Here is a 24,973-nt window from a genome sequence, read left to right on the forward strand (position 1 = left end):
AATCTCTATCTCAAAAACCCCTGACTTTTTATATCCTTCATGATCTGCTCAATGTTTTCTGGAATACGGTGAGACTGGAACCAGTTAAAATCGAGACCGTTGTTAATACAAAGTTTCTGCAGGTATTGATTGTCAAGGATTTTATCCAGAGATTCTTTCAGTAATTCGTCAATTTCCATCCAGTAATCCTCATCCAGTTTTTTCGTTAAAACCAATGCCTTGAATATTTTATTGATGATGTAAATATAGAGTTTGTAAACATTGTCAAACCTTTGTCTGCTGAGGTCTTCGTTAGAATCCAGAATTCTGTTGACCAGCAAAAGATTCAGTGAAACTTCCCCGAATTTATCCGTAGTTATTTTTACGTGCTCAGTAATGTCTGCGCTTACGGTTCGGACGGTGCTCATGAAATACTTGGCATTTCCCACATATTTAGATGCAAGAAGAAGTTTTTCGGCAACATTTTCTTCCATGGTATTTCTCTTATCGTCCGTAGTTTCCTGATCGATCAGTTCGAAATACAGTTTTTTAGACAAAAGTTTATCCTTTTTCAGTAATCTGAAAATAAGACGGTCTTTTTCTACATTGGAAAAAGCACTCAGTGCTGCTTTAAACTCTTTGGAGTACTCCATTAATTGAATATTTTAGAATATTTCAGAAATCCGTTAATCGCCCAATTGGCTGTGTAATAAAGAGATTTTACAGTAGAAAATCCCATAAAGTCTTTATAGACCAGATACTGATCTTTGATGATGTTTTTTTTCTTTCGGGAAACACTATTCTCACGCATTCTGTACTTGGCCAATGTCTTATTGATGGGCACTCCTTCCGGAATTACTTTTAAAAGATTCAGCCACATCACATGATCTTCACGTTTGCTTTTTATCGGGAATAAAAATTTCCCGACTCTTTGGGTATCATACATCGTAGAAACCGGTGCCAGTCTGCAGGTTTTCAAAAGATTGGAAAAAGTGACTACTTTATCCGCTAAGAAATCCTTTAAAACAGGCTGTAACTGCTCATTACACCTTGAATAATTACAGTAGACCAATTCTGCATTGTTTTCCTCCATATAATCGGTCATGGTTTCCAGATATTCGGGATACCAGAAATCATCGGAGTCCAGAAAGGCGATATACCGTCCTGTAGCTCTTTCCAGACTGTTGTTTCTGGCATTTCCTGCGCCGCCGTTTTTCTCAAGGACCTGCAGTTTTATCCGCGGATCATTGTATTTTTTTATAATATCTACGGTATTGTCTTTGGAAAGATCATCTGTGATCAGCCATTCCCAGTTTTCATAGGTTTGGTTTAAAACAGACTGTATCGTTTCTTCGATGAATTCTGCAGAATTGTAACAGGGAGTAATGATGGAAACAAGGTCTTTCATTTGTGAATTTAATGAGGGTAAAATTATAAAAATTTTTTCTCATAAAGATGCCAGGACGCAATTCCTACTCCAATCACCACCAGCATACACACAAAACTCATGAAAAAAGGATTGTAATTAGCAAATAGCCCAAGCGTAGCAAATACCCTGATAATAGGGAAGTGGAAGATATAAATACCGTATGTGAAATCTCCGTATTTTCCGAAATTATTCAGGAACTTAAGTGAATAGGCGATATACAGTACAATAATACTGATCATGATAGGTGAGAATAATTTGATATGCAGAATCAGATCGATCCAAACCGTAATGAGGGCAATAATGAACAGCGTGTTTTTATATTTGATAAACTGATCAAAATGAAAATAAATCAGCATTCCACCGATAAAATAGCATAGTGAACCCGGCAATTGCCTGGAAATAGCAGATTTTCCGGTCAGGTCAAAATAATTAAGGAAAATCAAAGAAAGAAAATACAAAATGATAAGGCTTGTATTCCTGTATTTATTGTTTTTTCCGAATAACAAAAAGATCAATGGAACTGCAAAATAAAAGCACATTTCAATCTTAAGGGTCCATAGCGCACCATTAACCGCTTCATTTCCGAATACTCCGGGAAGGGAAGGAGCCATAAAGTTCATGAAGATAGAATTCCAGAAGAAATATTTATAAACCTGTACATTTCCAAAATAATCGGAGAAAGAAAGTGTACTTACAAGGCTCAGAAGTACGGTACAAAGAAATACAACCAATAGATAAGCGGGAACAATTCTGTTGATTCTTTTCTTTACATAGCTTTTCAGGCTGGAAGATCTTTCGTAGCTCCTCGCAATAAGGAATCCACTGACAATAAAAAATGCAAAAACGGCAACTTCTACGGGACTATGTGTTAAAAAAGTGAGTTGAGTTGAGTCACTTAAAGCTCCCAGATGTCCTACAAAGACAATGAAAGCGAGGAGAACGCGGATGAAGTCAAAATTATTTTTCGTTATACTTTGCATTTTTGTTTTGTTTCTGCAAAAATAGTTTTTTTAATAAAAAACGCAGGGTATCTCAGATTCAATATTTGTTAAATAACGCCTATTATGAGGGTTAATGTTCTAAAATTTTCAGAAATATGTAATATTGAAATAATTTTTCACAAAAAATGGTGTTATAAATCAAAAAAATTATAATTTTAGCCCTTGAAAATTTTATATATGAAGAAATTAGCATTACTATTTGCAGGTTTATCATTATTTTTAGCTACAGGATGTAATGATGATGGCGATACTACGATGGAATATCCTCTTGTAGGCGTTTGGCAGCCGCTTAAAGAAGTAGTGACCACGATTAAAACAGGAGCAGATCCGGTTTCAGATCTTATTACATATACCGACTGTCAGAAAGAATCCAGATGGAGATTCAATACTGAAGCTTCCGGGAAAAGAACGGACTGGGATTTTATAGGGGTTACTCCACAATGTGCTATTCAATCAGACCGAAATTTCACTTACACGTATGATAAAAGCGCAAAAACAGTAGTGATGAAATATCAAGGGACAGTAGAACCATCCAATGCGAAAGTGGTGACCCTCGATGACGTGACCCTAAACCTTGCGGTAAGAGAAGAGACTCAGGATCCGACTGTATATAAAACAAGAACGTACACGTTCAAGAGAATTCCTCAATAATATACATTCCATACCTTACTATAGATCTCATCTCCGGATGAGATTTTTTTTGTTGAAGTACATTCCCGAATTAATTAAAATTAAAATTCTTATTTCTTTTAAAATCATTATTTTTGTGAAAATTAGAATGGGAGTTGAAAAATGTAACATCTAATATCTAACATCTAATATCTATAATAAAGTGTTTTACGATCATCAGCAGATAGAAAAAAAGTGGCAGAAGTACTGGGAAGAAAACCAGACCTACAAAACCTCCAATAGCACGCACAAACCTAAATTTTATGTTCTCGATATGTTTCCGTATCCATCCGGGGCAGGGCTTCACGTGGGGCACCCGCTGGGGTATATTGCGTCAGATATTTATGCGAGATATAAAAGACATCAGGGTTTTAATGTCCTCCACCCGGTAGGTTATGACAGCTTCGGACTTCCTGCTGAGCAGTATGCGATCCAGACCGGGCAGCATCCGGCGGTCACCACTGAGGAAAATATCAACAGATATGAAGAACAGCTGAAAAAGATCGGTTTTTCATTCGACTGGAGCAGAGAAGTGAGAACTTCAGATGCATCCTATTATAAATGGACTCAGTGGATCTTTATTGAGCTGTATCATTCATGGTACAATAAAAACACCGATAAGGCAGAACCTATCCAGACTTTGATTCAGCATTTTGAAGAAAAAGGAACAGAAGGATTAAATGCTAATCAAAACGACGAATTAAATTTCACGGCAGAAGAATGGAAAGATTCTTCAGACCTTGATAAAGAAGATATCCTTTTAAATTACCGTCTGGCATTCAGAGCGGAGACTACCGTTAACTGGTGTCCGGCTTTGGGAACTGTATTGGCGAATGATGAGGTGAAAGACGGAAAATCTGAAAGAGGAGGATTTCCTGTATTTCAAAAGAAAATGATGCAGTGGAGCATGAGAATCTCAGCCTACTCTGAAAGGTTATTACAGGGCTTGAATACATTAGACTGGCCGCAGCCTCTTAAAGATGCCCAGGAATACTGGATCGGAAAATCCCAGGGAGCACAGGTTCAGTTCCAGGTAGAAGGACATGACGAAATCATTGAAGTGTTTACGACAAGACCTGACACTATTTTCGGGGCAACATTTATGGTGCTGGCTCCTGAAAATCCTTTAGTAGATACCATTACTACAGAAGCTCAGAAAGCAGAAGTAGATTCTTATATTGAAGAAACTTCCAAGAAAACGGAAAGAGACAGGATGGCTGACGTGAAAAACGTGAGTGGTGCTTTTACGGGAAGTTATGCTGTTAATCCTTTCAGTGGCGAAAAAATGCCAATTTATATTTCAGACTACGTATTGATGGGATATGGAACAGGTGTTGTAATGGCGGTTCCTGCACATGACGAACGTGATCATAGATTTGCCAAGAAATTTAACCTTGATATTAAAAAGGTAGTAGATACCGATGAAGATATTCAGGAAAAATCTTTCGACTCTAAAGATTCAGTTTGTGTGAACTCTGATTTCTTAAACGGATTGAATTATAGCGATGCCAAATCAAAAATAATTTCTGAAATCGAGAACAAAGGAATTGGTCACGGAACGACTAACTATAGACAGCGTGATGCCATTTTCTCAAGACAGCGTTATTGGGGAGAACCGGTTCCTATATATTATAAGGAAGGAATGCCTTACACCCTTCCGGTTTCCGCTTTACCGCTGGAACTTCCTGAAGTTGAAAAATATTTACCGACTGAAGATGGTGATCCGCCATTAGGAAACGCGAAAGTATTTGCGTGGGATGAAGCCAATCAAAAAATGGTTTCCGTAGACCTTATTGATGATAAAACGATATTCCCGTTAGAATTATCTACAATGCCGGGTTGGGCGGGAAGCTCATGGTATTTCCTTAGATATATGGATCCTTCCAATGATGAGGTTTTTGCAGATAAAAGCTTAAGCGATTATTGGGGACAGGTAGATTTATACATCGGAGGAAGCGAGCACGCCACCGGTCACTTACTATATTCCCGTTTCTGGAACATGTTCTTAAAAGACAGAGGATACATTAATAATGACGAGCCTTTCCAGAAACTGATCAACCAAGGGATGATTTTGGGGATGAGTGCATTCGTCTACAGGAATTTTTTAACAGCAACAATTTATAACTCTAATAAAGAAAAATATGACTCAGAGGATTTTAAGCAATATTACCAAGAAGTTATAAATGGAACTCCTATTTTTATTTCGAAAAAATTTATTGGTAAGTTTAAACTTGATGAGGATTATGATTTAGAAAATGATTTAGAAATTGTCACTCAGGTTAATCAAGTAAAAGAAGTTATTAAAGAGAAATTTAAATTAAAATATCCAGACGTTGAAGAGATTCAAGTTAATTTTAATGCTCTTAAATGGTTTTTAATGCCTGTTCACGTTGACGTATCCTTATTAAAAGGAACCTCTGATGAATTGGATACCGAAGCTTTCAAAGCGTGGAGACCTGACTATGCGAACGCGGAATTTATTTTAGAGGACGGAAAATACATCACAGACCGTGAAGTAGAAAAAATGTCCAAGTCTAAATACAACGTTGTAAATCCTGACGATATCTGTGAAGAATACGGAGCAGACGGATTAAGACTATACGAAATGTTCTTAGGTCCATTGGAGCAGTCCAAGCCCTGGAATACACAAGGACTAAGTGGAGTGTACGGTTTCCTTAAGAAATTCTGGAACCTGTATTTCAACGGAGATACCTTTGAAGTGTCTGACGAAGAACCGACAAAAGCAGAATACAAAGTTTTGCATACCTTAATAAAGAAGGTCGTGTATGACATTGAGAACTTCTCTTTCAATACGTCTGTATCTTCATTTATGATCGCTGTTAATGAGCTTCAGAAAATAAAATGCAACAAACGCAATATTTTAGAACCCTTAGCCGTTATCATCTCTCCGTACGCACCACATATCTGTGAAGAGCTTTGGAGTTTGCTGGGGAATAAGGAATCTGTGGAGTTTGAAAAATTCCCGGTATTGAACGAAGATTATCTGGTAGAAGACGAAATCGAGTATCCGGTAAGTGTAAACGGTAAAATGAAGTTCAAAATTTCTCTTTCAGCTCAGTTATCTGCGAAGGAGGTAGAGGATTTGGTGATTTCTGATGAAAAAATGCAACCTATTTTGGAAGGTAAAACACCTAAAAAAATCATCGTAGTGCATCACCGTATTGTGAATATCGTAATTTAAAAAAAAGTTAACATTGGCAAATTAAAAAAAATGAGGGTCTTATTTTTTTAAATTTCTAACTCAAATGTTAAAATTGAGGAAAATAAATAAAATAATTAAAAATAATTATTATATCGAAATCGTATTAAAATTTCTTTATCAGAAAAATGCAAAATGTTTATTTAAGACTCTTGCATTTTAATTAATTTTGCCTTTAATTTACACCTTGTAAAATTTTAAAACAATATAATTTAGTTAAATATGGAAATGAATGTTTCAAAAAATGATGAGCAAGTAGTTGCTAGAAAAGCAGGAGGTTTAAACCCGGCTGTTATTATTCCTATTTTATTCGTTATAGGAGTTTGTATTTATTTATTCGTTCTTGGGAACCCAGGAAACTTTAAAGACGCAGAAAAACTAGGTAGTGGATCTGTAGCTTTCTCTAGTGTTGAAGGAAAAGACATTCACCCGGAATCGTTTTTAGGGATTATCTACAAAGGAGGGGTTATCGTACCAATCTTGATTACTTTCATGATTACTGTAATCGTTTTCTCTTTCGAAAGATATTTCGTACTAGGTAAGGCTGCTGGAAAAGGAAACTTAGACAACTTCGTAGTTCAGGTAAGAAGCTTATTGAATCAAAACAAAATTGATGAAGCTTTAGAAGAGTGTGACAGACAACAAGGATCTGTAGGTAACGTAGTAAAAGAAGGTCTTACTACTTACAAAGCACTTTCTCACGATACTACTTTAAATAAAGAGCAAAAAATGGTAGCTCTTAACAAAGCTATCGAAGAGGCTACTACTCTTGAAATGCCAATGCTTGAAAAGAACATGATGATTCTTTCTACTTTAGGTACTGTAGCTACATTGATCGCACTTTTAGGAACTGTAATCGGGATGATCAAAGCATTCTTCGCATTAGGTTCAGGTGGTGGTACTCCAGATGCTGCTGCACTTTCTACAGGTATCTCTGAGGCCTTGATCAACACGGCATTAGGTATTGGTACTTCAGCTATCGCGATTATCCTTTATAACTTCTTTACATCTAAAATTGACGGATTAACTTATAAGATCGACGAGATCGCTATGAGCATCCAGCAGTCTTTTGCTGAATTCAACTAAGAATTGAATTTGTAGCAAGGAATTTGCATTCCAATTAAAAGAAGTTTAATTAAAAATAATTCAAAACAATGGCGAGAGTCAAACCAAAAAGACATGGAGTAGTGACGGATATGACGGCAATGTGTGACGTTGCCTTCCTACTACTTACGTTCTTTATATTGACCACTCAGTTTAAAAAACCTGACGTGGAGCAGATTAAACCGCCATCTTCAATATCAGAGAAGTTACTTCCTGATGCAAGTTTGATGACCATCAACGCTACTCCGGACGGAAAATTTTATTTCCAGCCGGTAGAGAATGCATCAGAGAGACTACAGCTTTTAGAAAAAATGGGAAAAAAGTATAATATGACTTTTACTAACCAACAAAAAGCTGCATTTCAAAAAGTACAAGCAATTGGGGTTCCTATGAACCAACTGAAAGGCTATCTCGATTTGTCAGATGAGGAGCAGAAAAGCTTTAAGAGTCCTACTGGGATTCCTATGGATAGTACAAATAAGCAGTTAGTGGAATGGGTACAACAAAGTTTGAGCGTAAATCCTGATTACAAGTTAGCAATCAAGGGTGACGTTACAACTGAGTATCCTAAAGTTAAAAGCCTATTTGAAGGTTTAAGAGATATTGATTTTCTTAAATTCTGGTTGATTACATCACAAGAAGGTAAACCATAATAATATCATTTAGAAATGGCAGAAGTACAAGTACAGGAAAAAGGCGGCAAAGGCGGCAAGGTACGTTCCAAGAAGCAGAATACCAGAGTAGATATGACTCCAATGGTGGACCTGGGTTTTCTATTGATTACCTTCTTTATGTTCACAACCACATTTAGCAAACCGAATGTAATGGATTTAGGGCTTCCGGCGAAACCAAAAGAGGATCAGCCGAAACCACCTCCAACAGAAATTAAACTTTCTAACTCAATTTCTTTATTATTAGGTAAAAACAATAAGATTTTCTGGCATCAGCAGGATCCAACATCTTTAACTGATCAAAATCTTAACGAGACTACTTACGATAGAGAAGGGATTAGAAAAATAATTGAGAAAGCAAAAGCAGGCGCAGTAGATAAAACAAAATTTACTGTTATTATCAAGCCGACTGACGATGCTGTATATAAGAACTTTGTAGATATTCTTGACGAAATGGCCATTACCAAAAGTGAGCAGTACGGGGTAACCGATGTGAAGCCTTGGGAAAAAGCTATCTATGATAGAAAAGTTGGGAATAATGGAGCTGCGGCTACACCAGCTACAAAGTAATTTAACCATAAAACTGTAAATCTATGGCAGATGAAAATGTATACAATCAGAATCTTACTTTAGATGAGATTGTATTTGAAAATAGAAATAAGGAATATGGTGCCTATGATCTGAGACATCAGTATCCAAGACTTCTGACAAAATCTTTTATTGTTGGAACGGCATTATTCCTGGTTGCGGCTTTATCTCCTTTTATTTATCTTACTATTAAGAGACTTACTGAACCACCTAAACAAGAAGTGAAGGCAGATTTGGTAAACATTATTGAAGAGGATCCGATCATTGACCAGCCAAAAGAAGAAGAACCACCTCCACCACCTCCTCCAAAAGAAGAGGAAAAAATTGAAGTAATTCAGAACGTGGTTCCGGAGCCTGTAAAAGCTCCAAAGATTGAAACACCACCGCCGCCAATCTCTAAGCAGTTAGAAACGACGACCGGTTTGAATAATCAGGAAGGGGTAAAAGCTCCGGCTTATACACCACCGCCACCACCGCCTAATAATGGTAACAAAGCCAGTACAGCGGAAGTAAAAACAAATAACCCTAACGAGATCTACAAAGATGTAGACCAATCTGCAGAATATCCTGGAGGTATGGCATCATTAAGAAAATATCTAGGGGAAAATTTTGATACTTCTTTAATGGAAGGAGGTGAAGGTACCCTTAAAGCGAAACTTAAGTTCGTTGTAGAAAGAGACGGAACTGTTTCCGGAGTTACTATTGAAGAGAAATCTCCAAATGGCGACTTCAACAGTGAAGCGATTCGTGTAGTTAAGAAACTGAAAAAATGGACTCCTGCGAAAAGAAACGGGGAGAGCGTTAGATCTTACTATAGCGTACCGTTTACTATGAACTTTGAATAAGACTTATTTATTCGAATTATAAATAAAAAGAGAAGCATATGCTTCTCTTTTTTATTTTTTTTGGTATTTTTGTTACATGATGTTCAATTGGTTATCCGTAGTTACCGGATTATTTTATATCGTATTGGGAATTGTAGTTATTATCTACAAATTTTTCTTCACGATTTTAGAGCCTGCCATTGCTTATGCGATGGGTGCAGTGCTTATTCTTTATGGAATATTTAGAATCTATAGAGCAGTTTCAAGAATTAAAGATTCAGGAAATGAGAAATAGTTTGAAAATCGCGGTGCTTTCCGTAATAAGTATCGTTGCTGTAAGCTGCAAAAAAGAAGACAAATCTCCATCCTATCATAAAGGAGACCTTACCATACTTACCGACGAGTCTTTTAAAAGCGTTACCGAGGCATTGGCAGACGGATATATGATCAATTATCCTGAAACCCATATCAAAATCGAAACAAAGAAAGAAGATTTAGGCTTTCTTGATCTGCTGAATGATAAGGCCAGAATAACAGTTATGTCCAGGGATCTTACTCCTGAAGAGAAAAAAGCATATGAAGAACAGGTTGACCTGAAGTTTCTTCCTGCTAAATTTGCCGCAGATGCAGTCGTTTTTGTTGTTCCGAAAGATTCTCCGAAACAGAGCATTTCCATGGATGAGATAAAAAACGGACTGGAATCTGATGCTAAGAATTTTATCTTCGACGGAACCAATTCAAGTAACCTGAACTTCGTCGCACAAAAACTGAAGAAACAGCCGAAAGACCTTAAGTTCTCCATTATTCCGGGAAGCCAGAATATCATTGAAGAATTAGGTAAGCATACCGATAAAATCGGAGTTATCGGCCTGAATACATTCAGTCGTCCTTATGATAAAACGTCTGAGAAACTTAGAGAAATGGTGAAAGTTCTGCCGGTTGAAAATAATGGAAAATTATACAGTGTAGATAATGAAAGCCTTCGTAAAATGACCTATCCGTTTACCAGAGTTCTTTATTTTTTAACCAATGAAGGGAACTTTAATATCGCTAACGGATTTATCAGATATTCATGTACACAACTGGGGCAGATGATTGTAGAAAAAGAAGGTCTGCAGCCCTATAATATATACAAAAGAGAGGTTCAGATGCGTTAAAAATTATTAAAATAGCATTGTACCCCTTGTGAAAATATTAATTTGGTCTAAAAATTGTGGAGCATATAAGTCAAATATAGAAAAATATAAAATGAAAGATATAATGATTATGAATGTAAAGAAAATTGCTTTTGGAGCAGCTGTGGTATTTTTTGCCGGTTTAGCCTCTGCACAGACGTTGCAGGATGGTATTAACAGTATAGACAGTGACAAATACGCACAGGCTAAAATCAATTTTACGGAAATGGTTTCCAAAGCACCTACAGCAGAAAATTACTTCTATTTAGGGAATACTTACCTTAAGCAGGGTGAACCTGATTATGCTAAAGCTATTGAAAGTTTTAACAAAGGTTTAGCTGCTGATAACAAAAGCTACCTGAACAAAATCGGTTTAGCTACCGTGAAGTTGGGTAAAGGAGATAAAAGTGCAATTGCTGAAATTCAGAAAATTGTAGCAGATTCCAGAGAAAAAGATGCTGAAGTATTGTTCAGAGCTGCGGAAGCTTTAACTTTATTTGAAAAGAACAATGCTCCTGATGCTGCCATTCAGTTCCTGACAAAGGCTGTTGAAAAAGCAGAGAAAAAAGGTGTTCCGGCTCATTATTATTACACTCTTGGAGATGCTTACAGAATTAAAAGAGCACCGGGTGAAGCCATGTCTGCTTACGATAAAGCATTACCTTTAGCTAAAAATAAAGCATCCGTTTATACAAGAATGGGTACGCTTTGGATGGCTGCTCAATTGTGGAAAAATGCAAAAGAAAGTATTGATAAAGCGATTGGTGTAGATGCTACTTATGCACCTGCTTACAAAGCTTTGGCTTCATACGATATCAGATATCAGCAAAACGCAAAAGCGACTCAAGACCTTATCAACTATACAAAATATGCTGATGAGGATCCATATACTCAGTTAGAAATTGCAAAATTATATTTTACCAATGAAGATTATGCAAACTCTAAAATTGTACTAGACAAAATCTTTGATAAAATTGATGATCCTATCAAGTTTAAATTAAGAGCATATCAGTCTTTTGCTGATGGAAACTATGCTGATGCAAAACAGAATATGGATACGTTCGTCTCTCAGGCTGAAAAAACAAGAATACAGCCGGCTGACCAGGGTCTTCAGGGACTTATCGCAGCAGGATTGGCAAAAACTGAAACGGATGCAGCTAAAAAAACAGCTTTAACTACAGAAGCTCAGCAGAAAGTTGCAATCGCAAAAGCTGCTAAGGATGAAACAATGAAGTGGGATATCGAGCTTGCGAATATCGCAGGAGGTGGAGCTTCTCAGGCTGAGGCTGAAAAAGGACCTACTACTCCTGAGATCGAAGCATTGAAGAAGAAAGTAGCTGCTAACAAAGAAGATTCAGATTCTCTATTCAAATTAGCTACAGCTTACCAGGATGTTAAAAACTGGAATGGAGCTATTCTTGCATGGCAGAAAATGAGTGCACTTCTTCCGGATTGGGCACCAGCTTACTACAGCCAAGGGTATTCTTACCAACAGGCTGGGAATAACGATGCAGCAAAATTGGCATACGAAAAATTCATCTCTACTGTAAAACCTGCAGATGCGGAAGCTAACAAGCAGACTTTAGCATATGCTTACTTCGCGGTAGCGTATATGAACAAAGATTCTGATACTGCAAAAGCAAAAGATTACGTAGCTAAATCTTTACAGCTTGATCCTACTTATCAGGATGCTGTAAAATTAAATGCAGCAATCAACAAGTAATTTAAATTTTAAATTATAGATATTAAAACTTCCCATTCTCAATGTTTGGGAAGTTTTTATTTTAAGTCTTATATTTGAGCATATGAAAACAGATATACTTGCTTTTGGAGCACATCCTGATGATGTAGAACTAGGATGCGGCGGAACAATCGCTAAAATGATTTCGGAGGGGAAAATATGTGCCATTGTAGATCTTACCAGAGGTGAGCTCGGAACCAGAGGAACCGATGAAACCAGAAGACTGGAGGCCGCTGAATCTGCAAAGATCCTTGGTGTTTCTGCAAGAGAGAACCTAGGCATGAAAGATGGCTTTTTAGTCAATTCTGAAGAATATCAGATGGAGATCGTAAAAATGATCCGGAAATACCGCCCGGAAATCGTCTTAGCCAATGCAATAGATGACAGACATCCGGATCATGCAAAAGGCGCGAAATTAGTATCAGATGCGTGCTTCCTTGCCGGACTGAGAAAAATTGAAACCCAATTGGATGGAGGAAATCAGGAAGTGTGGAGACCAAAGCAGATTTTTAATTATATTCAGTGGAAAGATATCAAACCTGAGTTTGTGATTGATATATCCGAGCATCTGGATAAGAAGATCGCTGCCTGCATGGCCTTCAAAACACAGTTTTATGATCCAACATCCAATGAGCCTGTTACCCCAATTGCCACAAAAGACTTTTTTGAAAGCCTTACATATCGTGCTCAGGATTTGGGACGTTTGTCGGGAGTGACTTATGCTGAGGGATTTACGTCTGAGAAGCTCATTGCGATGAAAAATTTTGACGGAATTGTTTGGTAATTAAAAAATCTTGCCTATATTTGCACTCACAAAACGGTGATTGTAGCTCAGTTGGTTAGAGCGTCGGATTGTGGTTCCGAAGGTCGGGGGTTCGAGACCCCTCATTCACCCAAGAAAAGTACACTTTTACAGTGTACTTTTTTCATTTCTATACATTTCCAATACCAAATTGAGGATCTATCTCAAAATTTTGGGAGTAAAATATACAATCAAACCGATAAGAGTCTGTTTAAAATTGATCTTAATTTCTTAACCTCAATAAACGTTAGTTTATCTCTTAATTTAAACATTAAGGATTTAAGCAGTATGTTTATTATTATGAATGAAGAAATCAATGAATTAATTTTTTTAAGCGCTCCATCTTTTAAGATCTTAATTTCTTAATGTTAAAAATTGTTTTAAAAAATTAGACGGTCTGTAAGGTTTCGCATCTAAAATATACCTTTGATTTTTAAATTTTAAACCACAAAAGAGTGTTCATAATCATTTTATCTCACAGATTAAAATGTCTTATCCAAACTCATGTTACTATATGGATGTTTCTTTTTGTTAGAGAAAATTTTTTATCTGCTCCCTAAGTTTTAAGACTGAGCCTAAATTAATTAATAAACACCATTTGGTGTCTAAATTGTCATTGACTGTTTGATACTCCGTAAGAAAAGTATATTTTTGCAGTTCACAACATAAAAAGTCATCATGACGATACATGTTGCCCGCAAAAACTAAAACCTTAATTTAAAAACATTAAACCATGAAAATGAGAAAAATTACCCTGAATTTATTCTGTTAATTCATCAATACTGATTGTTTCCGGAACTTAGAAACAAAGTAAATCTTAGATTTCTTTACAAGTGCAAGTGGTGTAATCAACACACTTTATTAGATTATTTCTCGTAACGGGATATAGTCTGTACTCATACTGGAGAAACTTCGAATCTTCTACTGGTAATGATGCAGTATTATTTAACCAACCAAATACTTTTTTAAATCATAGCTCGCTTTTTCATGAATTAATTTGATTTTGAAAAGTTTTCATTTCATATGGAGTTCAGAAACCATTCAAACGAAGCGGAACCGAAAAGCTAAACGAGTAGGGAAACATTATGAAACTAAACATGAAGGAATTTATTTTATTAAAAACCATGAAAAAACTCTACTTTTTATTCTTAATCCTCAGTTCAATTTCTGCATTTGCACAAACGTATAGTTACAAAACATACAATACTTCAAATTCAGAAATAGGGAGCAATTATATTGCTGATATTAAAGTTGATGCCAATGGATTGTTATGGCTTGCAACGTACAAAGGAGTTTCAACTTTTAACGGAACGACTTTTACCAATTACAATACTACCAATTCCGGTATTGCATCCAATTCAATTATAAAAATTCAAATTGATGGCTTGGGCAGAAAATGGATTGCATCTCAGCTTAATGGAATTATTATGTATAACGGAACGACATGGACTAATTATACAACTTCCAATTCAGGCTTACCGACTAATGCAATCAATGATATAGCTGTTGACGGACAAAATAACCTTTGGATTGCAACAGACTCCGGTCTTACAAAATTCAATGGTACAACGTGGTCTAATTATTCCTCTGTAACGAGTCTGAATTCTATAGCAACAGACAGTAATAATGGAGTTTGGGTTACCAATGGCGGTGTATTGTATAAATTTAATGGAAATGATTTTAATTTTATAGCGCAGGGAACTCAAAAAATATTGAGAATTGCCAACAATACGGTCTATTTGCAAGGTTCTGACAGTTTAGTTACAGTAACAACGAGCGGAACTAACCTCGCGTTTATCTATCAAAGCACTTCTTGTCTTGCAGGATACAATCCTAACGCCCTGGATGTTGACAGTAACAGCAAAGTATGGATTGGATTTAATGGATCAGGTTTGCAAAACTTTACGGATTGCACCACTTATACGAGAAACAATACAAATCTTGGTTTGCCTGATGACTATTTCAGTGCAGTTCGTACTCAATCTTCAGGGACTATCTGGCTGGGAACATTACAGCTTGGTTTAGTGAAAATGTCGCCAAGCGCTGGTCTGCCAGGTTGTTTTCAAAAAATCAATGCAGGTAGTTCGCATAGCATAGCTATAAAAACAGACGGAACGTTATGGGCCTGGGGGGATAATTATTCAGGACAATTAGGAAATGGTACAACCACTAACAGGTCAACCCCAAAACAAGTAGGAACGGGTAATAACTGGAAAGAAATTGCTGGCGGAAGCAGCCATACCATTGCTCAAAAAACAGATGGAACGCTTTGGGGTTGGGGAGCCAATTCAGGTCAATTGGGTAATGGGACAAATACAGGCCAACAAACCCCGGTACAAGTAGGAACTGCTACTGACTGGAAGACTTTTGATACCGGAATGTATCATACGGTAGCTATAAAAAATAACGGAACACTATGGGCATGGGGACTCAATCCTTATGGGCAGTTAGGTACTGGTAACACGACTACCAGTTTAGTGCCGACTCAAATAGGAACTGCTGCCAATTGGGTAGCTGTTCAATGCGGACAGGATTTTACCATCGCATTAAAAACAGACGGAACACTTTGGGCCTGGGGTAGCAATACTTATGGAACTATCGGAGATGCTACCAATACAAACAGGCTGATCCCTACTCAAGTAGGAACCGCCAGCAACTGGCAAAGTCTTGGTGTAGGAACGCTTCATGTCGCTGCACTGAAAACAGACGGAACACTTTGGACCTGGGGATATAATGCTAATGGACAATTAGGAGATGGAACAACGGGACATAAAAATATTCCAACACAAATCGGAACAGCTACTAACTGGCAGACCGTTGCTTCAGGAGGAAATCATACCCTTGCCATAAAATCCAACGGAACACTGTGGACTTGGGGAAGAAATCAATATGGCCAATTAGGAAACGGACTTAATACCAACACTAACGTTCCTGCACAACTAGGCAGTCTTACGAACTGGAAAGCTATTGCTGCTGGAATATCACATACTTTTGCCTTAAAGAGCGATGGAACTGTCAGCACATGGGGGTTAAACCAGTTTGGTCAATTAGGTGATGGTTCTACTGTTGATAAAAATGTTCCAACAGTTATTGCCTGTCCAACTTTAGGGGTTGATGACTTTACCATGTCAAAAAATTCTCTAAAGGCATATCCAAACCCTGTTAATGACAAGCTTATTATTTCGTTTGATCAGAAGATATCTTTGGTATCGGTTTATAATCTATTAGGTCAGGAAGTGCTGAGCAAAACAATAAATGCTAATGAAGGGATATTAGACTTTTCCGGCTTAGCATCAGGAGTTTATATGGTTAAAGTGAATTCAAATGATGAGACTAAGACATTGAAAGTCATTAAAAAATAAAAGATATCAAAAATTAAATCAGTGAATTGCCGACTCATGCGATCCGGTTTTTGACTATAATTCATAAAGAAAAGTACACTTTTTAAAGTGTGCTTTTTTATTTTATACTATTCCTGAAATTTTATTTTCAATCATCTTATGTTCTAAAACATATTCAGTTCAAAAAAAATGTAATTTTTACAGATTGATGATTTAATTCATAACCGTTCTTCAAGGTTTTAAAACAGTCTCCGTTAAAAATTTTCCTATATTTATTGATATCAACTTCACATATGGAAATAAAGGTAACGGTAAAGCAATTAGGCAGGAAACATCCTGTTCTTTCAGAACAGAAGCTTGAAATTGGATATGATGATTCCAAAATATCACTGGAGAATTTATTACAACTAATTGTTCAGCAGCAGGTGGAAGCATTCAATGCTCAACCATTTGAATTGGAAGATACAGATTATACGAAAATACCTTCGGAAAATTATCTGAATATTCTTACAGACACCGGAAAAGCAGGCTTCAGAAGTATTTATAACGAAAAGAAAGCGAATCTTCAGAAGGCGCAGGAAAATGCGACGCAGGCTTTCGAAGACGGAATGTTTGCCGTATTTTATAATGACGAACAGCTGGAAAACCTTTCCGAAACGATAGATCTGAGCCTACAACACACATTCACTTTCATCAGGCTTACCTTTCTTGCAGGAAGTTATTGGTAATTAAAAACACTGAATCTCAAAATACATGGAAATCACAGAAAAATTAGAATCGAAGAAGATTGTAAATTACTATAAAAATTTACGGAAAGATCTAAAAGAGCAGACGGAAAAGGGAATACTCTCTCAACTTTTTTCAAAACCTAAACTGAAAAAGGAAGTAGCAGAATTAGGCCTGATGATCATGGGTAAATTCAATTATTATCAGGAATTAACGCTGGGTTCTGAGCAGTCTGAAAAACTTAAAAAATGCATTAAACCTGATATTTGGGAAGACAAAGAGTATTATAAGCTGTTGGTTTATTTCTTTGGCGACAATGCTGATCTGGTAAAGCACGCCTGGAATAAAATGCCTCAGAAAATGTATCAGACAGGTTATTACAGACGATCTTTCCGTGCACCTAACAATGAAAAGTACATCTTTCTCAATCAGGTTAATTTAATAGGAGGTCTTTTACAGTTTCCGAGTGTCTATTCTTACACTCATGGAGGTGAGCAGTATTATAACCTTACCCTGGAAGAGCAGATCATCTACGACAGTCAGATTTCAAACAGTTTAAACCAGTTCTATATCTGGTCCGCAGCGATTGATACAGGAAATGCCATCATTTATCAACTGATTGAAGACATTATTTTCAATAAACATCCTGAAGGAAAAGTATCCAGAAATATCATCAAAGCATTACTCAACAGTGATCAGAAACATTGCTGGGAACTGGTGGAAAAACTCCTACTGGCAGCTCAGCGACAGGAAGGTTTAAGACAAACGGTACTGGAAGCTCTGGATGAAACCAGCATCGGTGCGTTGGAATATATGACGAATGTGATTGTAGAACATAAACTCACCCGTTTTTCATCTGTTGTCCGTTCCATAGATACTTGGACAGGTCTGGGTTGGGATGCCGAAAAAGAATCAGTGGTAAAAAATATTGTTTCCCTGGCGCATACCTATTTCAACAATCCCGAACTGATTCCGGATGCTATAAAAAGCAAGAACAATAACGAAGTTTATATGGCACTTTGGGTACAGTCTGTATGGGATGTGGAAAAAGCGGTTCCATATCTGCATCAGTTGTATGACCATGGCAGTGTGGAAAAGAAATGTCTGGCCATAAAATTCGCGGGAGAAACCCATGATCCGTATATCCAGATGCCATTGTACTACAAAGCAGTATTGGAAGGCGATTTGCAGGTTTTGGCTTTTGCGGGCGAACCTTTATCAACATTATTAAGTGCCAATGCAGCTTCAAAATTCTATATCAATAATACCGATTATCCTGATTTCTTTGAAAAACTGCATGAGCTTACCCAAAAGATTGAGGTAAAGGAAAAGAAATTTGAAGGAAAGATATTCTCCTGGCTCAATGCGACGTTCAGTAAAAGCAATTTATACGCGTCGATGTTTTATTTGGTAGGTGAGGATAAAGAAAAACTGGACCTGGTTCTTTCTTATTTTGATCAGTTTGACCTTTCATTGCGTGAACAGCTGTCAAGAGGTATTTTAGGGGATTTCTACTGTTATTCCTATTCTTATAATTTCGGCAAGAAAAAGCAGGCAGTAACGCCGTTCCAGAAAGAATTTGCATTTAAAATCATAAAAGACAGAGGAGAATCTTTAGTGGCTTCAGGGATTAATGTGCTGCAGCAAAATCCTTTAAACAAAGATGAACTGATGATTTTCTTTGATATGTTTAAAAGAAAAGGTGGAACACTTCGTAAGAAACTGATAGAATTGGTGGTGCATCAGGAAGATGGAGTAATCAGTCCATTGGTTGAAGAATTAATGGTAAAAGGAGATATCGAGCAGCGAACTGCTTCTCTGGATATTATGTTGCAGCTTCAAAAAGACAAAAGAGCCTCTGCTCAGATCGGAAGCTGGACCCAACAGTTTTCAGAAAAGCCGAAAGTATCCGAAAGGGAACAGAGTCTTTTAGATCAGCTTAATCCTTCTGATGACCAAAAAGTACTTTCCGCAGAAAATGGATTCGGATTCTATGATCCTTCTGTGATCTCAAAATTTGAACTTCCTAAGGTGGAAGCCAATTCCGTATACGCAAAGGCTACGAAAAAAGATAAGTATGGTTTTACACAACCCATGAACCATATCAAAGGGGAATTAGAAAAACTCAATGCTTTATTCCTTAAAAATAAAGATCATGAATACGAAGTAGATGATTGGAATGGCTCAAAAATAACTGTATTGATGGGCAATACCCTCCGGCACATCAGAAACAATACGGAAGGTTTTACCTCTGAACAGATCGCTGAAAACTATCCTCTGCATGAAGTATGGGCACAGTGGTATAATGATTCGGGACTTCAGCCGCGGGATTTATTCCTGTTGACTTTCGCTGAAAACTGCGACCGTAAAAAATTCAGAGACTTCCTGGGAAACTATGTATTTTATCACAAGGATATCATCCCTAATCCTCTGAAAAGCGACTATTACTGGGATAATCCTGTTAAAAGGATCCTGGAAGTTTTACAGTATAAGTTTATATTCGAGGAGAAAACAGATTTCCTGATCGATGCGTGCAGTACTCTGTTTGCCCATTTGCAGGACGATATCATTAACTATAAAGCAAAAGAAAATACCTATTATTATGGTGGAGGAACCGGTTGGCAGCAGCTGGGCTTCTTCAGTGTGTTTTTACAGGCAGTGCCTTTTAAAGACCTTACTGATGAACAATATATCAAACAGTGGAATCTTTACCGCTGGATGCAGTATAATGGTCTGGAAGAAAATAAAAAACATTCAGTTCCGAATTTCTATTTATTCTGTAAAGCGTATGAGCTGAACGTTATTACAAAAGATGAACTTTATGAAGGTATTTTCACGGCAGACTCTGTCATAAGGGATCTTACGAGAGCGAAGACCCATACGATTTACCATAATCAGGAACAATATCTGGACACATTTCCTTTCCTGAAACCGATCATAGAAGATATTCAGAATAAATTCCTGGATGTAGAGCTTATTCGTGGTGATGCGAATACTGCCGTTTCTCAATTTGTACAGGAATTTCAGACCATCTACGGAACCAACCGCTTTGTGCAGCTGTTGAAAGGACTCGGGAAATCGACATTGTATGCCAACTATATCTATAGTTATGGCAACGAAAATATGACCAGGCAGAAACTGTTCTCTTATCTGATCAAAAATTCTCATCCTTTGGAAAGTGATACTCAGGAATCATTTAATGAAATGATGAAGAAAGAGAAGATTTCAGAACTCCGTTTGATACAGGCTGCCGTTTATGCACCGCAGTGGCAGAAACTGATCAGTACTTATTTAGGCTGGAAAGGTTTGGATTCAGCGATCTGGTGGATGCACGCCCATACCAAAACCAGTGCGTATCAGGCTCAGAATTCAGAACTGGAAAGTGAAGTGGCCAAATATTCATCCGTAGATGTTCAGGAATTTCAGGATGGGGCAGTGGATAAAGACTGGTTTACACAAGCTTACAAAGAACTGGGAAAAGCCCGTTGGGAAATGCTGTATGAATCTGCTAAATATATCTCCGATGGAAACGGACACCGCCGGGCAAGACTTTATTCAGACACACTTACCGGCGATTTAAAGATCAAAGAAGTAACGGCTAAAGTAAAAGACAAGCGTGATCAGGATTATCTCCGGGTGTATGGACTTGTTCCATTGAGCAAAGCCAATCCGGAAAAAGATGTCTTGAGCCGCTATGAATACATTCAGCAGTTTAAAAAGGAAAGTAAAGAATTTGGCTCGATGAAACAGACGAGTGAAGCGCTGGCTATTCGTGTGGCATTGGAAAACTTAGCCCGAAATGCAGGCTATCCGGACCCGATCCGACTGACCTGGGCAATGGAAACCAAACAGATTCAAACGATTTTATCAAAAGAAACCCAGGTGACGATCGATGGAGTAACGGTAGGTTTGATTATAGAAGACGATGGAAAAGCCGAAATGGTAGTATTCAGGGATGATAAACAGCTGAAATCTATTCCGCCAAAAATCAAAAAAGATAAAGCGATCGTAGAATTAGGAAACTACCGCAAGATCATGCGTGAACAGTGGACCCGTTCCCGAAAAGGATTGGAGGAAGCCATGATAAGAGGCGACGAGTTCTTTTTTGCAGAAATTAAAAACCTTTTTGAACATCCGGTTATTGTAAAACATCTGGAAAAGCTCGTATTCATTTCCAGTGATGATAAAATAGGATTCTATCATGACGGGAATCTGATTAATGCTCATGGAGAAATTCAGGAATTAAATGATACCAATACGCTGAGGATTGTTCATTGTGTAGATCTGCATCAGCATGGGGTCTGGAGCGATTATCAGCACTATTGTTTTACGGAAAAACTGATTCAGCCGTTCAAGCAGATATTTAGGGAATTGTATGTGCCTACACCGGATGAGCTGAAGGAAAAATCAGTATCACGCCGTTATGCAGGACATCAGGTTCAACCGAAACAAGCATTAGCACTGCTTAAAACACGAGGTTGGAAAGTAGATTACGAAGAAGGTCTTCAGAAAGTCTATCATAAGGAAGGCTTCCAGGTGAAAATGTATGCTGCTGCCAATTGGTTTTCACCAGCCGAAGTGGAAAGCCCGACTCTGGAAACCATAGAATTCCATTCATTAAAAGATTATAAAAATATTCCTTTTGAAGATATTAATCCACGACTGTTTTCAGAGGTGATGCGGGATATAGATCTCGTGGTGTCGGTAGCTCACGTAGGTGGAGTAGATCCGGAAGCCAGCCATTCTTCCATTGAAATGCGTGCAGTACTGATGAAAGAAACGGCCCGATTATTCAAATTGGATAACGTAAGTATTGAAGGTTCTCATGTATTGGTGAAAGGGAAAATGGGAGAATACAGTGTGCATTTGGGCAGTGCGGTGGTTCATCAGGTTCCGGGCAAATATCTGTCTATCCTTCCTGTTCATTCACAACATAGAGGAAGACTGTTTCTGCCTTTTGCAGATGATGATCCGAAGTCTGCGGAAGTAATGTCTAAAGTATTGCTGCTAGCCAAAGACGATGAAATACAGGATCCGACTATTCTTACGCAGATAAAACGAGAATATAGCTAATCATTCCCTACGTTACATTTAATCATTTGCCGGTTGGTGGATGATTAAATGTAACCTGAAGGGGAATTGTAAATTTAAAAAGCGATTGGAGATTTCCCTGATAAATTCTGCAGGAAATGATAGCCCTTACTTCTTGATTATTTTTAAAGTTTTTGTGCTGTTTTGAGTGTGCACCTGTAATACATAGACCCCTGGACTGAACTTAGAAAAATCAATCTGGTTTTTATTGATAAAATGTACAGGTACTTCCTGACCTACCATATTGGTCATGGTCACTTTATCAATAGGAGTGACATAATCTACGGTTAAAATATTACTTACCGGATTGGGATAAACTTCGATTTGATCTTTTTCAAAATCGACATTCCCAAGTCCTAATGTAGCCGTATTGTTTCTCGAGATAATATGTTTTTCCGGATCAAATCTTACTCCGGTTATGGTAAACGGAACATTCACTGTGAACGACTCGTTGTTTACGGTGTTATTTACATAAGTATTATACACCTGGCCTCCCGCGCCTGTGAACTGTAATGGTAAACGCATTTCAAAATAATTAACGGAAGCGTGTGACTGAGTTTGGCTCACAAGAACTTTTACCTGGCCAGCTGCCATATTCTGAGCTTTAATGGTATAAACAGGATAGCCCTGATTGTAGATCCAGTCATTGAAAAAATCGGTCAGGCTGCTTCCGTAAACCGCTTCCATATGAGCTTTGAAATCTGGCGTTCCTGCAGTTTTATATATTAAATTGGGGTCATTTATATAATTTTTAAGCCCAAGCAGGAATGTGGTTTCACCCAACTTAAGCCTTAACATATTGAGGACCATCGCGCCCTTATTGTAAGAAAGACGGCCGTCAAAAATACGGTCTTCATCCAGAGCTTCTGCATCCGTAAGATATACTGCGCCGTTAGGTTGTGAAGTGATATGGTTGATCAAGCTGGTTCTGTTCGATATTCCTGCTGCATTACCATCATAATGTTCTATAAGCAGTTCATCCATAAAAGTGGCAAATCCCTCGTTGAGCCAAATGTCGTTCCATGTAGCACAGGTGATTTTGTCTCCGAACCATTGATGGGCCATTTCATGTTCCATCATATATCTGTTATAATTGCTGATAAAAGAGACTGTAGGATGCTCCATTCCGCTCTCGGTAACTTCTGCGTTTCCATATTTTTCATTACTATAAGGATAGACTCCTAACAAGGATTCGAAAAAATTTAAAAAGGAAGGAACTGGACTTAAATTACTTTGTGCCAGACTCAGGTGTTCTGGAAAAACATAGTTAATAATCGGGTAGGTATTGGGAGCGGTGCCCCCGGTCTGATTGAAAGTGCTGTAATTGGTCACGGAAACGGAAACCAAATAAGCCGGAATGGGATAGCTGTGATGAAAATGGGTGGTTTTATCAGAACCGGAAATGACTGGAGCGGCAGGTTCCACACCGTTTCCGACCGCTACATATTGTGATGGTGCTGTAATGTACAAATCAATACTGTCTATTTTATCTCTCATATCTTGCTTACATGGCCACCATTCTCTGTCTCCGAATGATTCTGATAATGTAAAGAAGATAGGAGAGCTGTTGTGGGTCGTAAAAAAGACATGTCCCGTATTGGGTGGTATACCTGCATATGTGATTTCTACAGACGCACTTGTACCTGCCAGTTGTGTATTGGGAAGGGTAATGACTAATTCTTTGTTTGCATTTTGTAGGAATGAAAGGTTCACATTATTTTGCTTTACAGAACTTACGACCATCTGACTGACCAGGTCAAAGGTTATGGTATTCATATTCGATAGAGCTGTATAAGTGGTGGTCACTTTTCCGGATATGTTTCTTACGCCTGGATTTACTTTTAATTCTAATTTATGATAAGTAACATCGTAGTTGACCGTATTTGGATTGAACTGAACGTTCTTTTTACTCAACGCTGACTTCTTTTCTTTTTTTGAAATCATGTCAGTGTGGTGTTTTCCTTCTTGTGAAAATACAAATGAAAATGATAGAATATTTAATAGAATGTAAATAATGCGTGTTTTCATTGTTAATAAATTTAATTTTTATCGAAATAATTAAATGCGAATATAATTTATTTTTTCATTATATAGCTGTTCATTTTATTTCCTGTAAAATTCTATGTTTCCAAATGCACCTTTTTAAATCAGGAGTTCTGTTTATATGCTGAAATTACAATTAAGGGCATAAAAAAAGCATCTTTTTCAGATGCTTGTGTTTTTAGATATTCTTTTTTAAACTTCGTCGTCAGAATCAATAGTGAATGATTTGCTTTTGAAGTCTTTGTCGTGTTTTTCTGATATTACATCCTCACCCTTTTCATTAATGATGAAATCTGTGGATTCATTAAACATCTCCTGAAAACTTTTAAAATCTTCTTTGTAAAGATAAATTTTGTGCTTCTCGAATGTAGCTTCCCCATTCTCCCCGAAGTTCTTTTTACTTTCGGTAATCGTAAGATAATAATCTCCTGCTTTCGTCTCGCGCACATCAAAGAAATAAGTTCTTCTCCCTGCTTTTAACACCTTAGTGAAAATTTCATTTTCATGGCGTTCCTTGTATTCACTCATTGTTAGATATTTTTTAATCTTGTTAAGAACAAATATAAAAG

Annotated in this window: 18 protein-coding genes and 1 tRNA gene; 14 read left to right on the top strand and 5 right to left on the bottom strand. The window is 37.4% G+C overall.

All coding sequences use genetic code 11. From position 1 onward, the window contains the following. Positions 1 to 5: 5 nt before the first annotated feature. Genes N0B48_RS10625 through N0B48_RS10635 form a run of 3 tightly spaced genes read right to left on the bottom strand, consistent with a single transcriptional unit; the run spans position 6 to position 2,388 of the window. Positions 6 to 632: a deoxyuridine 5'-triphosphate nucleotidohydrolase gene (locus tag N0B48_RS10625; protein WP_259838782.1), complete on the bottom strand. Its 627-nt coding sequence runs from the start codon at positions 630 to 632 to the stop codon at positions 6 to 8. Beyond that, positions 632 to 1,387 carry a glycosyltransferase family 2 protein gene (locus N0B48_RS10630; protein ID WP_259838783.1) on the bottom strand — a complete coding sequence of 252 codons (756 nt, stop codon included), beginning with the start codon at positions 1,385 to 1,387 and terminating at the stop codon, positions 632 to 634. Before N0B48_RS10630 ends, N0B48_RS10625 begins: the two co-directional genes overlap by 1 nt. Positions 1,388 to 1,410: 23 nt before the next feature. Beyond that, positions 1,411 to 2,388, bottom strand: coding sequence for an acyltransferase family protein (locus N0B48_RS10635; protein WP_259838784.1), 978 nt, complete (start codon positions 2,386 to 2,388; stop codon positions 1,411 to 1,413). 198 nt (positions 2,389 to 2,586) lie between these two features. Between N0B48_RS10635 and N0B48_RS10640 the strand changes: the two genes are divergently transcribed. From N0B48_RS10640 to N0B48_RS10705, 14 genes are all read left to right on the top strand, one after another. Beyond that, on the top strand, positions 2,587 to 3,060 hold the full coding sequence (locus tag N0B48_RS10640; RefSeq protein ID WP_259838785.1) for a lipocalin-like domain-containing protein: 474 nt from the start codon (positions 2,587 to 2,589) through the stop codon (positions 3,058 to 3,060). Between the two features lie 181 nt (positions 3,061 to 3,241). Next, positions 3,242 to 6,280 (top strand): leucine--tRNA ligase, encoded by a 3,039-nt coding sequence (locus tag N0B48_RS10645; protein WP_259838786.1) that lies wholly within the window; start codon positions 3,242 to 3,244, stop codon positions 6,278 to 6,280. 240 nt (positions 6,281 to 6,520) lie between these two features. Further along, positions 6,521 to 7,384: a MotA/TolQ/ExbB proton channel family protein gene (locus N0B48_RS10650; RefSeq protein ID WP_048502767.1), complete on the top strand. Its 864-nt coding sequence runs from the start codon at positions 6,521 to 6,523 to the stop codon at positions 7,382 to 7,384. A 68-nt stretch (positions 7,385 to 7,452) separates the two neighbouring features. Then, positions 7,453 to 8,055 (top strand): ExbD/TolR family protein, encoded by a 603-nt coding sequence (locus N0B48_RS10655; protein ID WP_259838787.1) that lies wholly within the window; start codon positions 7,453 to 7,455, stop codon positions 8,053 to 8,055. Between the two features lie 15 nt (positions 8,056 to 8,070). Next, complete coding sequence (locus N0B48_RS10660; protein ID WP_259838788.1) at positions 8,071 to 8,643, top strand: ExbD/TolR family protein; 573 nt, start codon at positions 8,071 to 8,073, stop codon at positions 8,641 to 8,643. A gap of 23 nt (positions 8,644 to 8,666) precedes the next feature. Beyond that, the gene (locus N0B48_RS10665; RefSeq protein WP_259838789.1) at positions 8,667 to 9,506 is read left to right on the top strand and encodes an energy transducer TonB; all 840 of its coding nucleotides are present in this window, start codon (positions 8,667 to 8,669) and stop codon (positions 9,504 to 9,506) included. A gap of 76 nt (positions 9,507 to 9,582) precedes the next feature. Continuing rightward, positions 9,583 to 9,780 (top strand): DUF308 domain-containing protein, encoded by a 198-nt coding sequence (locus N0B48_RS10670; RefSeq protein ID WP_259838790.1) that lies wholly within the window; start codon positions 9,583 to 9,585, stop codon positions 9,778 to 9,780. After that, positions 9,770 to 10,642, top strand: coding sequence for a PstS family phosphate ABC transporter substrate-binding protein (locus tag N0B48_RS10675; protein ID WP_259838791.1), 873 nt, complete (start codon positions 9,770 to 9,772; stop codon positions 10,640 to 10,642). Before N0B48_RS10670 ends, N0B48_RS10675 begins: the two co-directional genes overlap by 11 nt. Positions 10,643 to 10,733: 91 nt before the next feature. Then, entirely contained in the window at positions 10,734 to 12,383 is a 1,650-nt protein-coding gene (locus N0B48_RS10680) for a tetratricopeptide repeat protein (protein ID WP_259838792.1), read from the top strand. Between the two features lie 82 nt (positions 12,384 to 12,465). Further along, complete coding sequence (gene bshB1, locus N0B48_RS10685; RefSeq protein ID WP_259838793.1) at positions 12,466 to 13,185, top strand: bacillithiol biosynthesis deacetylase BshB1; 720 nt, start codon at positions 12,466 to 12,468, stop codon at positions 13,183 to 13,185. Positions 13,186 to 13,220: 35 nt separating this feature from the next. After that, positions 13,221 to 13,296, top strand: a tRNA-His gene (locus tag N0B48_RS10690). Positions 13,297 to 14,327: 1,031 nt separating this feature from the next. Continuing rightward, complete coding sequence (locus N0B48_RS10695) at positions 14,328 to 16,565, top strand: RCC1 domain-containing protein (RefSeq protein WP_259838794.1); 2,238 nt, start codon at positions 14,328 to 14,330, stop codon at positions 16,563 to 16,565. A 272-nt stretch (positions 16,566 to 16,837) separates the two neighbouring features. After that, positions 16,838 to 17,272 (top strand): hypothetical protein, encoded by a 435-nt coding sequence (locus N0B48_RS10700; protein WP_259838795.1) that lies wholly within the window; start codon positions 16,838 to 16,840, stop codon positions 17,270 to 17,272. 25 nt (positions 17,273 to 17,297) lie between these two features. Then, positions 17,298 to 22,343, top strand: a complete 5,046-nt coding sequence (locus N0B48_RS10705; RefSeq protein WP_259838796.1) for a DUF4132 domain-containing protein — start codon at positions 17,298 to 17,300, stop codon at positions 22,341 to 22,343. Positions 22,344 to 22,469: 126 nt separating this feature from the next. Here N0B48_RS10705 and N0B48_RS10710 read toward each other — a convergent pair whose 3' ends face one another. After that, on the bottom strand, positions 22,470 to 24,389 hold the full coding sequence (locus tag N0B48_RS10710; protein WP_259838797.1) for a M1 family metallopeptidase: 1,920 nt from the start codon (positions 24,387 to 24,389) through the stop codon (positions 22,470 to 22,472). A 207-nt stretch (positions 24,390 to 24,596) separates the two neighbouring features. Then, positions 24,597 to 24,932: a DUF3276 family protein gene (locus tag N0B48_RS10715; protein WP_034701927.1), complete on the bottom strand. Its 336-nt coding sequence runs from the start codon at positions 24,930 to 24,932 to the stop codon at positions 24,597 to 24,599. Between the last annotated feature and the right edge of the window lie 41 nt (positions 24,933 to 24,973).

Source organism: Chryseobacterium herbae (assembly GCF_025154075.1).
GTDB lineage: Bacteria > Bacteroidota > Bacteroidia > Flavobacteriales > Weeksellaceae > Chryseobacterium > Chryseobacterium herbae.

Coding starts and splice junctions, on each gene's coding strand:
- N0B48_RS10625 (WP_259838782.1), bottom strand. CDS start 632: ATGGAGTACTCCAAAGAGTTTAAAGCAGCACTGAGTGCTTTTTCCAAT.
- N0B48_RS10630 (WP_259838783.1), bottom strand. CDS start 1,387: ATGAAAGACCTTGTTTCCATCATTACTCCCTGTTACAATTCTGCAGAA.
- N0B48_RS10635 (WP_259838784.1), bottom strand. CDS start 2,388: ATGCAAAGTATAACGAAAAATAATTTTGACTTCATCCGCGTTCTCCTC.
- N0B48_RS10640 (WP_259838785.1), top strand. CDS start 2,587: ATGAAGAAATTAGCATTACTATTTGCAGGTTTATCATTATTTTTAGCT.
- N0B48_RS10650 (WP_048502767.1), top strand. CDS start 6,521: ATGGAAATGAATGTTTCAAAAAATGATGAGCAAGTAGTTGCTAGAAAA.
- N0B48_RS10655 (WP_259838787.1), top strand. CDS start 7,453: ATGGCGAGAGTCAAACCAAAAAGACATGGAGTAGTGACGGATATGACG.
- N0B48_RS10660 (WP_259838788.1), top strand. CDS start 8,071: ATGGCAGAAGTACAAGTACAGGAAAAAGGCGGCAAAGGCGGCAAGGTA.
- N0B48_RS10665 (WP_259838789.1), top strand. CDS start 8,667: ATGGCAGATGAAAATGTATACAATCAGAATCTTACTTTAGATGAGATT.
- N0B48_RS10670 (WP_259838790.1), top strand. CDS start 9,583: ATGATGTTCAATTGGTTATCCGTAGTTACCGGATTATTTTATATCGTA.
- N0B48_RS10675 (WP_259838791.1), top strand. CDS start 9,770: ATGAGAAATAGTTTGAAAATCGCGGTGCTTTCCGTAATAAGTATCGTT.
- N0B48_RS10680 (WP_259838792.1), top strand. CDS start 10,734: ATGAAAGATATAATGATTATGAATGTAAAGAAAATTGCTTTTGGAGCA.
- bshB1 (WP_259838793.1), top strand. CDS start 12,466: ATGAAAACAGATATACTTGCTTTTGGAGCACATCCTGATGATGTAGAA.
- N0B48_RS10695 (WP_259838794.1), top strand. CDS start 14,328: ATGAAAAAACTCTACTTTTTATTCTTAATCCTCAGTTCAATTTCTGCA.
- N0B48_RS10700 (WP_259838795.1), top strand. CDS start 16,838: ATGGAAATAAAGGTAACGGTAAAGCAATTAGGCAGGAAACATCCTGTT.
- N0B48_RS10705 (WP_259838796.1), top strand. CDS start 17,298: ATGGAAATCACAGAAAAATTAGAATCGAAGAAGATTGTAAATTACTAT.
- N0B48_RS10710 (WP_259838797.1), bottom strand. CDS start 24,389: ATGAAAACACGCATTATTTACATTCTATTAAATATTCTATCATTTTCA.
- N0B48_RS10715 (WP_034701927.1), bottom strand. CDS start 24,932: ATGAGTGAATACAAGGAACGCCATGAAAATGAAATTTTCACTAAGGTG.